At 66.8% G+C, this 11,985-nt stretch carries 6 protein-coding genes; all 6 read right to left on the minus strand.

The features are described from left to right. Positions 1-3 precede the first annotated feature (3 nt). Positions 4-3,036, minus strand: coding sequence for a glycosyl hydrolase 115 family protein (locus tag BEK98_RS07165; protein ID WP_094215518.1), 3,033 nt, complete (start codon positions 3,034-3,036; stop codon positions 4-6). Between the two features lie 181 nt (positions 3,037-3,217). Continuing rightward, positions 3,218-4,411 carry an elongation factor Tu gene (tuf, locus tag BEK98_RS07170; protein ID WP_094215519.1) on the minus strand — a complete coding sequence of 398 codons (1,194 nt, stop codon included), beginning with the start codon at positions 4,409-4,411 and terminating at the stop codon, positions 3,218-3,220. A 156-nt stretch (positions 4,412-4,567) separates the two neighbouring features. After that, positions 4,568-6,694, minus strand: a complete 2,127-nt coding sequence (fusA, locus tag BEK98_RS07175; RefSeq protein ID WP_094215520.1) for an elongation factor G — start codon at positions 6,692-6,694, stop codon at positions 4,568-4,570. Positions 6,695-6,733: 39 nt separating this feature from the next. Next, positions 6,734-7,204: a 30S ribosomal protein S7 gene (gene rpsG / locus BEK98_RS07180; protein ID WP_003992340.1), complete on the minus strand. Its 471-nt coding sequence runs from the start codon at positions 7,202-7,204 to the stop codon at positions 6,734-6,736. Positions 7,205-7,206: 2 nt separating this feature from the next. Next, on the minus strand, positions 7,207-7,578 hold the full coding sequence (rpsL, locus tag BEK98_RS07185; protein ID WP_003948652.1) for a 30S ribosomal protein S12: 372 nt from the start codon (positions 7,576-7,578) through the stop codon (positions 7,207-7,209). Between the two features lie 464 nt (positions 7,579-8,042). Next, complete coding sequence (locus BEK98_RS07190; protein ID WP_094215521.1) at positions 8,043-11,942, minus strand: DNA-directed RNA polymerase subunit beta'; 3,900 nt, start codon at positions 11,940-11,942, stop codon at positions 8,043-8,045. Between the last annotated feature and the right edge of the window lie 43 nt (positions 11,943-11,985).

Here is an 11,985-nt window from a genome sequence, read left to right on the forward strand (position 1 = left end):
TGACTACAGCCGTCGACTCTCCAGCGGACCCAGGTACAGCGCAGGCAGCCCTCCCGTGTCGATCACGAGCCGTTGCAGCACCACCGTGGGATCCACCATCCAGAACTTCAACCGGTGGACGCCGATCTTCGTCACGGAGTGTTTCGTGGCCGTCGCGTTGACGTTGTCCGAGGTGTTCCGCGCCCAGGTCATGTTCATCAGCCCGTCGTCGGCACCCGCGGTGATGTCCACCGACCGGGGAGCAGCATCGTCGAACGACACCGCATAGCGCAGGCCTCCCGTCGGCAGGGCCGGGTTCCGCGGGGAGACGTACGCCCAGACCGTCACCTCACCCGCCGGCTCCGACAGCAGACTCACCTCGTACTCCAGCCGAGGAGCCGAGGAGCCCCCGGGCGTCCGGCGGGGACCGGTCACCGGCCACGGCGTCATCCCGGCCCCGGTACGGCCGATGCCGTCCAGACGGCGCCACTCCCCGACCGCGCGGTCGTAGTGCTCCGCGTCCACCGCCACGTACCCGCCCGCCTCCACGAACCCCCGCAGGCCCCGCCGGGGCGGGTTCACCGCCGTGCATCCCACCCGCACCGACGTCCCTGCCCCGCTCACCGTCAGCGCCCCTTCCGAGCGGCCGGCCGGTGCCCGCGACCAGTCCACCCGGACCTCCAGCCGGACCTGCTGTTCCACCCTGCCCCGCGGACGGTCCACCAGCAGCCAGGGCACCGAGCACTCCACCCGGTACTCGAAGGGCGTACGGCCCCGGTTGAAGATCTCCACGTACTGCTGCGGGCGCGTCTGGTACGGGCTGAACTCAGCGAGCGATGCCTCACGAACCGCACCACCCCCGGGCCACCACTCCCCCGCATCCTCGGAGCCGTCGACGGACACCCCCAGCTCCGCCGCCTCCGGCACCTCGATGCGCCGCACCGCCGGGAAGAGCACGTCGGGCAGTGCCACGTTGTCCTTCTCCGGCTGCTGCCAGCCCGCGTTGGGGCCGTATCTGTCCACATCCCCGTAGTCGATGTGCGGCTGCGTCTGGAAGCCCCGCCATTTGCCGTTCGCCACCGTGGAGTTGAAGCGGTCCGCGAGTGCGAAGTCCTTCGCCAGGGCCGCCTCGGCCTCCGCCGCGCGGTCGTTCGTCGCGGCTCTGCCCTGCCTCGCGTAGAGGAGGTTCGTGAACTCCGCCTCACGGAGGGCGTACAGGTTCGCGGTCGCCGTCACCTCGTAGCCGACGAGTTCGAACCACGCGTCCTGCACCGGGGCCGGCAGCCGCCGCGCGAGACGGTCCGCCCGCCGGCCCAGCTCTTGCCACTCCCGCGTCACCCGCTCCAGCTCCCGGTGCCCGAAGTAGTACGGGGACTGCTGGTCGTCGTACACCACCTTGCCGTCGGCCAGTGTGATCCGGCGGTTCAGCAGCTCCGGCTTGCGGCGGGCCTGCAGACTCCCGTAGGCCGCCAGGATCGAGGCGATCTCCGCCGCCTGCCCCGGGCCCGGTCCGAAGTTCTGGCGCGCGTATCTCCGCTCCCACTCCCCCAGCCGCTCCAGCGGCCAACCCGAGGGGTTCCAGGCGTAGTTCAGGAAGAACTCCGTGGGGACCTCGTTGCCCTTCAGGTCTCCGACGTTCGCCACCCACAGTCCGTGGTTGCCGTACGCGTGCGCCTGGTGGAGCTGGTCCCAGACGTTGCGCAGGTTGGCCGTGTCGACCCACTTGTAGTTGCGGCCGACGCCCACGTAGTCGAAGTGGTAGTAGAGGCCGTAGCCGCCGGGCCGGGCCTCGGCCGGGTGTCTGCGGATGTTGCCCCAGTTGTCGTCCGTCAGGACCACCGTCACGTCGTCCGGCGCTCTCAGCCCCCGGTCCCAGTACCGCTGCACCTCCTTGTACAGCGTCCACACCTGCGGGGTCTCGGCGGCCGGCTTCCCCGTGACCTCCTCGATGATCTGCCGCTGCGCCGCGATGATCTCCTGCATCAGCTCGATGCCGTCGCCGTCGGGGAGGCTGGTGTCGCCGTTCCCGCGCATGCCGAGGGTCACCACGCCCTCGAAGCCCTGGTCCACCATCCGCTGGATCCCGGCCCGCCAGTACGCGCGGATCGCCTCTGCGTTACGGCGGTACGACCACTCCCCCGTGCCCCCGTAGGGGTCGCGACCGGCCGTCGCATGCCGGTTCCACTCCTCGATCCCCCTCATCATCGGCGCCTCATGAGACGTGCCCATGACAATGCCGTACTCGGAGGCACGCCGGTGGTTCTCCGGATCGTCCTCCGCGAAGGCCCGGCCCCACACCGCCGGCCACAGGTAGTTCCCCTTCAGCCGCAGCAGGACCTCGAAGACCCGCGCGTAGAAGTCCGCGTTGAAGCCGCCCGGGTACCCCGCCGCCTTCCCCGGCCCGAAGTGCGCCGGCGCCCACGCCCCCAGCGCCGGGTTCTCGTCGTTGACGAAGATGCCCCGGTACTTCACCGCCGGGGTGCCCTGGGTGAACCGGCCCGCGCGCACCCACACCTCGTCGCGGTGCACCGGCGGCACGTCGTCCCACCAGTACCAGGGCGAGACACCAATGCCGTACGAGACGTCGTACGCCCCGAAGATCGTGCCCCGCGGGTCGCTGCCCGCGATGACGAAGGCCCGCTCCACCCCGGGCATCGGGTGGTCCACGACCGTCTGCAGCGAGGTCTCCCAGCGGCCCCGCACCCCGGTCACGTCCAGCTTGCCGCTGTCGATCAACCCGTCGATCAGCGGACTGCGGCCGATCGTGCCGACCAGCACCGGGAAGCGGGCGATCGTCGAGCCTGGCCGTACGCCCATCACCCGCTCGATGTCGTCCCTGAGGTCCCCTGCCACCCGTACGACTCCGGGGTGATCCCCGGCGCTCACGACCACGGGGGCGCCCGCGAGCGAGAACGCGCCGCCCGTGAAGGAGACGTACGACCCCGGGTCCGTCACCCGCAGGACGTCACCCTCACCCCCGGCCCATGCGACTCCCGACGTCAGCGCCGGCACGACGGTGAGCCCTGCACCCAGCACAGTCCTGCGACGGACAGACATGCCCCACCCCTCCACCCGAATTTGGTCAGCGGCATGACAAATTCTGGAGGGCGTCGACGCACGTGCGGAACCGGTCGTCGGCGCCGAATAGTTTCGAACAGCAGAGGGGCCCGTACGACCGAAGTCGTACGGGCCCCTCCGACAGCTACCAGGTCGAAGACCCGGTCCTGGTCAGTTCAGATCACTTGGTGATCTTGGTGACCTGGCCGGCGCCCACGGTCCGGCCACCCTCACGGATGGCGAACTTCAGGCCCTCTTCCATGGCGATGGGCTGGATGAGCTGCACCGACATCTCGGTGTTGTCACCCGGCATGACCATCTCGGTGCCCTCGGGGAGGGTCACCACGCCGGTCACGTCCGTCGTACGGAAGTAGAACTGCGGACGGTAGTTGTTGAAGAACGGCGTGTGGCGGCCACCCTCGTCCTTGGACAGGATGTAGGCCTGCGCCTCGAACTCGGTGTGCGGGGTGACCGAGCCCGGCTTGATGATGACCTGGCCGCGCTCGACGTCCTCGCGCTTGATGCCGCGGAGCAGCAGACCGACGTTCTCACCGGCCTGGCCCTCGTCGAGCAGCTTGCGGAACATCTCGATACCGGTGACCGTGGTGGTGGTCTTCTCGGTCTTGATGCCGATGATGTCGACGGTCTCGTTGACCTTGAGGATACCGCGCTCGATACGACCGGTGACGACGGTGCCACGACCGGTGATCGTGAAGACGTCCTCGATCGGCATCAGGAACGGCTTGTCGACGTCACGCTCGGGCTCCGGGATGGACTCGTCGACGGCCTTCATCAGGTCGAGGACGGTCTGGACGTACTCCGGGTCACCCTCGAGGGCCTTGAGCGCCGAGACCTTGACGACCGGCAGGTCGTCGCCCGGGAACTCGTACTCGGAGAGGAGCTCACGGACCTCGAGCTCGACGAGCTCCAGGATCTCCTCGTCGTCCACCATGTCGGCCTTGTTCAGGGCGACGACGATGTACGGAACGCCGACCTGGCGGGCCAGGAGCACGTGCTCCTTGGTCTGCGGCATCGGGCCGTCGGTGGCGGCGACCACGAGGATCGCGCCGTCCATCTGCGCGGCACCGGTGATCATGTTCTTGATGTAGTCCGCGTGACCCGGGCAGTCGACGTGGGCGTAGTGACGCGCCTCGGTCTGGTACTCGACGTGCGCGATGGAGATGGTGATACCGCGCTGACGCTCTTCGGGCGCCTTGTCGATGTTGTCGAACGGGGTGGCCTCGTTCAGGTCCGGGTACGCGTCGTGCAGCACCTTGGTAATGGCGGCCGTGAGGGTCGTCTTACCGTGGTCGATGTGACCGATGGTGCCGATGTTGACGTGCGGCTTAGTCCGCTCGAACTTCGCCTTCGCCACTGGGGTCCTCCTGTGGAGTGGTTCTGTACGCCTTACTTCATCGGCGCCAGGTGATCTTTGCTGTAATGGCCCGGAACCCGGGGCAAACATCCGTGTTTGCGGCTGTTTGCCCCGTGAGGCTCCGGAGTCAAGCCTAAGGCGTGGGAACGCTGAGCGTTACTCGCCCTTGGCCTTCGCGATGATCTCCTCGGCGACGTTCCGCGGAACCTCGGCGTAGGAGTCGAACTGCATGGAGTAGCTCGCACGGCCGGACGTCTTGCTGCGCAGGTCGCCGACGTAGCCGAACATCTCCGAGAGGGGCACGAGACCCTTCACGACGCGGGCACCGGCCCGCTCCTCCATGGCCTGGATCTGGCCACGGCGGGAGTTGATGTCGCCGATGACCTCACCCATGTAGTCCTCGGGCGTGGTGACCTCGACGGCCATCATCGGCTCGAGCAGCACGGGGCTGGCCTTGCGCGCGGCCTCCTTGAAGGCCTGCGAACCGGCGATCTTGAAGGCGAGCTCGGAGGAGTCCACCTCGTGGTAGCCACCGTCGATGAGGATGACGCGCACGCCGGTCATCTCGTAACCGGCGAGGATGCCGAACTGCATGGCCTCCTGCGCACCGGCGTCCACCGAAGGGATGTACTCCTTCGGGATACGGCCACCGGTCACCTTGTTCACGAACTCGTACGAGGCGTCGCCGCCCTCGATGGGCTCGATCGCGATCTGCACCTTGGCGAACTGACCGGTACCACCGGTCTGCTTCTTGTGGGTGTAGTCCACGCGCTCGACGGCCTTGCGGATCGTCTCGCGGTACGCGACCTGCGGCTTGCCGACGTTGGCCTCGACCTTGAACTCACGGCGCATACGGTCGACCAGCACCTCGAGGTGCAGCTCGCCCATACCACCGATGATGGTCTGGCCGGTCTCCTCGTCCGAGTGGACCTGGAAGGACGGGTCCTCCTCGGCCAGGCGCTGGATCGCGACGCCCAGCTTCTCCTGGTCGCCCTTCGACTTGGGCTCGATGGCGACCTGGATGACCGGCGCCGGGAAGTCCATGGACTCCAGGATGACCGGGTTCTTGTCGTCGGACAGCGTCTCACCGGTGGTGGTCTGCTTCAGGCCCATGACGGCGACGATGTCGCCGGCGCCCACCGACTCGATCTCCTCACGCTTGTTGGCGTGCATGCGGTAGATCTTGCCGATGCGCTCCTTCTTGCCCTTGACGGAGTTCAGCACCGAAGAGCCGGACTCCAGGCGGCCCGAGTAAACCCGGACGAAGGTGAGCTTGCCGAGGTGCGGGTCGCTCATGATCTTGAACGCCAGCGCCGACAGCGGCTCGTCGTCGGACGGCTTGCGCTTGACGACCGTCTCCGGGTCCTTGACGTCGTGGCCCTCGATGGCCTCGATGTCGACCGGGGAAGGCAGGTAGCGCACGACCGCGTCGAGCAGGGGCTGAACGCCCTTGTTCTTGAACGCGGTACCGCAGAACACCGGGGTGACCGTGGTGTCCTTGGACTTGCCGGACGCGATGGTGATACGACGGATCGCGGCGTACAGCTGCTCCACGGAAGGCTCTTCGCCCTCCAGGTACAGCTCCATGATCTCTTCGTCGTTCTCGGCGACGGCCTCGATCAGCTTGCCGCGGTACTCCTCGGCAGCCTCGGTGTGCGTGGCCGGGATGTCGACGACGTCGTACATCTCACCCTTGGTGGCCTCGGCGGACCAGACCAGGGCCTTCATCGTCACGAGGTCGACGACGCCCTTGAAGTCGGCCTCGGCACCGATCGGGAGCTGCATGACGATCGGCTGCGCGCCCAGGCGGTCCGAGATCATGTCCACACAGCGGTGGAACTCGGCGCCCGTGCGGTCGAGCTTGTTGACGAAGCAGATACGCGGAACGCCGTAGCGGTCCGCCTGACGCCACACCGTCTCGGACTGCGGCTCAACGCCGGCGACGCCGTCGAACACCGTCACGGCACCGTCGAGCACGCGCAGGGAGCGCTCCACCTCGACGGTGAAGTCGACGTGGCCCGGGGTGTCGATGATGTTGATGGTGTGGTCGACGTCTTCCAGCGGCCAGTGGCAGGTGGTGGCAGCAGAGGTGATCGTGATGCCACGCTCCTGCTCCTGCTCCATCCAGTCCATGGTGGCAGCGCCGTCGTGGACCTCACCGATCTTGTAAGACACACCGGTGTAGAACAGGATCCGCTCGGTGGTGGTCGTCTTGCCCGCGTCGATGTGGGCCATGATCCCGATGTTGCGGACCTTGGCCAGGTCAAGTGAAGTGGTAGCCATAAGGCTTCAGTCTTCTCTCGGTCTCGATGTGGGTAGCGACTACCAGCGGTAGTGCGCGAAGGCCTTGTTGGACTCGGCCATCTTGTGCGTGTCCTCGCGCTTCTTGACGGCCGCACCGAGGCCGTTCGAAGCGTCGAGAAGCTCGTTGAGCAGACGCTCGGTCATGGTCTTCTCGCGACGGGCGCGGGAGTAACCGACCAGCCAGCGCAGCGCGAGCGTGTTGGCGCGACCGGGCTTGACCTCGATCGGAACCTGGTACGTCGCACCACCGACACGGCGGGACTTGACCTCGAGGGTCGGCTTGATGTTCTCCAGCGCGCGCTTCAGCGTGATGATCGGGTCGTTGCCCGTCTTCTCACGCAGGCCCTCCATGGCGCCGTAGACGATGCGCTCGGCGGTGGAGCGCTTGCCGTTCAGCAGCACCTTGTTGATGAGCGACGTGACCAGAGGAGAACCGTAGACCGGGTCGATGATGACCGGGCGCTTCGGGGCGGGGCCCTTACGAGGCATTCTTACTTCTCCTTCTTGGCGCCGTAGCGGGAACGGGCCTGCTTGCGGTTCTTGACACCCTGGGTGTCGAGGGAGCCACGGATGATCTTGTAGCGAACACCCGGCAGGTCCTTCACACGGCCGCCGCGCACGAGCACGATGGAGTGCTCCTGCAGGTTGTGTCCCTCACCCGGAATGTAAGCGGTGACCTCGATGCCGCTGGTCAGACGCACACGCGCGACCTTACGCAGGGCCGAGTTCGGCTTCTTCGGGGTGGTCGTGAACACACGCGTGCAGACGCCACGACGCTGAGGGGAACCCTCGAGTGCGGGCGTCTTGTTCTTCTCGACCTTGTCCTGCCGGCCCTTGCGGACCAGCTGCTGGATCGTAGGCACTACTTCTCCGGTTTCTGTGTGCCGATAGGTACAGCTAACCTGGAACGTCGCCGACCCACGCGGTCGGGTGTGTCGAATCTCGCGGACCTTTGCCGCAAGGCGAAAAGGGCGCAGATTACGGTGGCCGGTGTCGGCTCGCGATGCGGTTGAAGGCACGCACGAGAGCCAGGGCACACCCCAGGCACAAGGTCTGAGCGTACCTACCTCATTCGCTGCGGTCAAAACAAATGGAACCCAACGGCCTCGCGCTGCGGGGAATGTCAAGCCGCTGTACGCTACGTGATCTTCGAATCGACGACCGGGATGCCCACAGCGGCCGCACGGGCCCCGGAACGGCCGGCGCCTCCAGGACGGCGTTCCCCCGCTGTACGCGCGCCGTAGCCCCCCTCCACCCGCTTCTCGCCTGCCGCAACGCCGAAGGGCGGCCACCCCGAAACGGAGTGGCCGCCCTTCATGCTGCTCGCTTACTGGTTGTACGGACCGTAGTCGTAGTCCTCCAGCGGAACGGCCTGGCCGGAGCCGGTGCCGAACGGCGAGTAGTCGATGTCGTCGTAGCCGACGGCCGAGTACATCGCGGCCTTGGCCTCCTCGGTCGGCTCGACCCGGATGTTGCGGTAGCGGGACAGACCCGTACCGGCCGGGATGAGCTTACCGATGATGACGTTCTCCTTGAGGCCGATGAGGCTGTCGGACTTGGCGTTGATCGCCGCATCCGTCAGGACTCGGGTCGTCTCCTGGAAGGAGGCGGCCGACAGCCAGGACTCCGTCGCCAGCGAGGCCTTGGTGATACCCATCAGCTGCGGACGACCGGAGGCCGGGTGACCGCCCTCCTGGACCACACGACGGTTCTCGGTCTCGAACTTCGAGCGCTCGACCAGCTCGCCGGGCAGCAGCTCGGCGTCGCCGGACTCGATGATCGTCACGCGGCGGAGCATCTGCCGGATGATGATCTCGATGTGCTTGTCGTGGATCGACACACCCTGCGAGTTGTAGACCTTCTGGACCTCGCCGACCAGGTGGACCTGGACGGCACGCTGACCCAGGATGCGCAGCACGTCGTGCGGGTTGGTGGCACCCACGGTGAGCTGCTGGCCCACCTCGACGTGGTCGCCCTCGCGGACCAGGACCTTGGCACGCTTCGAGATCGGGAACGCCGTCTCGTCGCTGCCGTCGTCCGGGGTGACGACGATCTTCTTGGTCTTCTCGGTCTCCTCGATCCGGATGCGGCCGTTGGCCTCGGAGATCGGGGCGACACCCTTCGGGGTACGGGCCTCGAAGAGCTCGACGACACGGGGCAGACCCTGGGTGATGTCGTCACCGGCCACACCACCGGTGTGGAAGGTACGCATCGTCAGCTGGGTACCGGGCTCACCGATGGACTGGGCGGCGATGATGCCGACCGCCTCACCGATGTCGACCAGCTTGCCGGTGGCCAGCGAACGGCCGTAGCACATCGCGCAGGTGCCGACGTGCGACTCGCAGGTCAGGATCGAGCGGGTCTTGACCTCCTCGATGCCGTGGTGCACCAGCTGGTCGATGAGCACGTCGCCCAGGTCCACGTTGGCCGGCGCGATCACCTTGCCGTCGATGACGACGTCCTCGGCGAGCATGCGGGCGTAGACGCTGGTCTCGACGTCGTCCGCCTTGCGGAGCACGCCGTCGGCGCCGCGCGAGGCGATCCGCAGCTTCAGACCGCGCTCGGTGCCGCAGTCCTCCTCGCGGATGATGACGTCCTGCGAGACGTCCACCAGACGACGGGTCAGGTAACCCGAGTCGGCGGTACGCAGGGCGGTGTCCGCCAGACCCTTACGGGCACCGTGCGTGGAGATGAAGTACTCCAGCACGGACAGACCCTCACGGAACGAGGCCTTGATCGGACGCGGGATGGTCTCGTTCTTCGCGTTCGACACCAGACCACGCATACCGGCGATCTGCCGCATCTGCATCATGTTTCCTCGGGCACCCGAGTCAACCATCATGAAGATGGGGTTCGTCTTGGGGAAGTTCGCGTTCATCGCCTCGGCGACCTCGTTGGTCGCCTTGGTCCAGATCGCGATGAGCTCCTGAGTGCGCTCTTCCTTGGTGATCAGACCGCGCTCGTACTGCTTCTGGACCTTCTCGTCCTGCGCCTCGTAGCCGCGGACGATCTCCTTCTTCGCCTCGGGAACGACGACGTCGGAGATGGCCACGGTGACACCGGAACGGGTCGCCCAGTAGAAGCCGGCCGCCTTCAGGTTGTCGAGCGTCGCCGCCACGATGACCTTGGGGTAGCGCTCGGCGAGGTCGTTGACGATCTCGGAGAGCTGCTTCTTGCCCACCGAGTAGTCGACGAACGGGTAGTCCTCGGGCAGCAGCTCGTTGAAGAGCGCACGGCCCAGGGTCGTCCGCAGGCGGAAGGTGTCACCCTGCTGCCACTCGGGCTCGCCCTCCTCGCGCGCCGGCGGGGTCCAGCCGCGCGGCGGGATGGTGCCCACCGGGAAGCGGATGTCGACCGCGGACTGGAGCGCGAGCTCGCCGGCGTCGAACGCCATGATCGCCTCGGCCGTGGAGCCGAAGGACCGGCCCTCGCCCTTGGTGTCACGCAGCTCGCCGTCGGTGGTGAGGAAGAACAGACCGAGGACCATGTCCTGGGTCGGCATCGTCACCGGACGGCCGTCGGCCGGCTTGAGGATGTTGTTCGAGGACAGCATCAGGATGCGGGCCTCGGCCTGCGCCTCCGCGGACAGCGGCAGGTGCACGGCCATCTGGTCACCGTCGAAGTCCGCGTTGAACGCGGTGCAGACGAGCGGGTGGATCTGGATGGCCTTGCCCTCGACCAGCTGCGGCTCGAAGGCCTGGATGCCGAGGCGGTGCAGGGTGGGAGCACGGTTCAGCAGCACCGGGTGCTCGGCGATGACCTCTTCGAGGACGTCGTACACGACGGTGCGGCCGCGCTCCACCATGCGCTTGGCGCTCTTGATGTTCTGCGCGTGGTTCAGGTCGACCAGGCGCTTCATCACGAACGGCTTGAAGAGCTCCAGCGCCATGGCCTTGGGCAGACCGCACTGGTGCAGCTTCAGCTGCGGGCCGACGACGATGACGGAACGCGCCGAGTAGTCGACTCGCTTGCCGAGCAGGTTCTGACGGAAGCGACCCTGCTTGCCCTTGAGCATGTCGGACAGCGACTTCAGCGGACGGTTGCCGGGGCCCGTGACCGGGCGACCACGACGGCCGTTGTCGAAGAGCGCGTCGACGGCCTCCTGGAGCATGCGCTTCTCGTTGTTCACGATGATCTCGGGCGCACCGAGGTCGAGAAGGCGCTTCAGGCGGTTGTTGCGGTTGATGACACGGCGGTACAGGTCGTTCAGGTCGGAGGTCGCGAAGCGGCCACCGTCCAGCTGCACCATCGGACGCAGGTCCGGCGGGATGACCGGGACGCAGTCCAGGACCATGCCCTTGGGGCTGTTGGACGTCTGCAGGAACGCGGAGACGACCTTCAGCCGCTTGAGGGCACGGGTCTTCTTCTGGCCCTTGCCGGTGCGGATGATCTCGCGGAGACGCTCGGCCTCCTCCTCGAGGTCGAAGGACTCCAGGCGCTTCTGCAGCGCCGCGGCACCCATCGAGCCGTCGAAGTACGTGCCGAAGCGGTCACGCAGCTCGCGGTAGAGCAGCTCGTCGCCCTCGAGGTCCTGGACCTTGAGGTTCTTGAACCGGTTCCACACCTCGTCGAGGCGGTCGATCTCGCGCTGCGCACGGTCGCGCAGCTGCTTCATCTCACGCTCGGCACCCTCGCGCACCTTGCGGCGCACGTCGGCCTTGGCACCCTCGGCCTCCAGCTCGCCCAGGTCGGCCTCGAGCTTCTTGGCACGGGCCTCGAGGTCGGCGTCGCGACGGTTCTCGATCTGCTGGCGCTCGACCGAGACGTGCGCCTCCAGGGAGGGCAGGTCGCGGGTACGACGCTCCTCGTCGACGTACGTGATCATGTACGCCGCGAAGTAGATGACCTTCTCGAGGTCCTTCGGCGCCAGGTCCAGCAGGTAGCCGAGGCGCGAAGGAACACCCTTGAAGTACCAGATGTGCGTGACGGGCGCGGCCAGCTCGATGTGGCCCATCCGCTCACGGCGCACCTTGGCGCGCGTGACCTCGACGCCACAGCGCTCACAGATGATGCCCTTGAAGCGGACGCGCTTGTACTTGCCGCAGTAGCACTCCCAGTCCCGGGTCGGACCGAAGATCTTCTCGCAGAAGAGTCCGTCCTTCTCGGGCTTGAGGGTGCGGTAGTTGATGGTCTCGGGCTTCTTGACCTCACCGTGGCTCCACTGACGGATGTCGTCAGCGGTGGCCAGGCCGATCCGGAGCTCGTCGAAGAAGTTGACGTCGAGCACTATGCGTCAATCCCTCTCAGGGTCGTAAGTCTGTGGTCTGAAA

The organism is Streptomyces diastatochromogenes (assembly GCF_002242805.1).
Classification (GTDB): domain Bacteria; phylum Actinomycetota; class Actinomycetes; order Streptomycetales; family Streptomycetaceae; genus Streptomyces; species Streptomyces diastatochromogenes.

Coding starts and splice junctions, on each gene's coding strand:
- BEK98_RS07165 (WP_094215518.1), bottom strand. CDS start 3,036: ATGTCTGTCCGTCGCAGGACTGTGCTGGGTGCAGGGCTCACCGTCGTG.
- fusA (WP_094215520.1), bottom strand. CDS start 6,694: ATGGCTACCACTTCACTTGACCTGGCCAAGGTCCGCAACATCGGGATC.
- rpsG (WP_003992340.1), bottom strand. CDS start 7,204: ATGCCTCGTAAGGGCCCCGCCCCGAAGCGCCCGGTCATCATCGACCCG.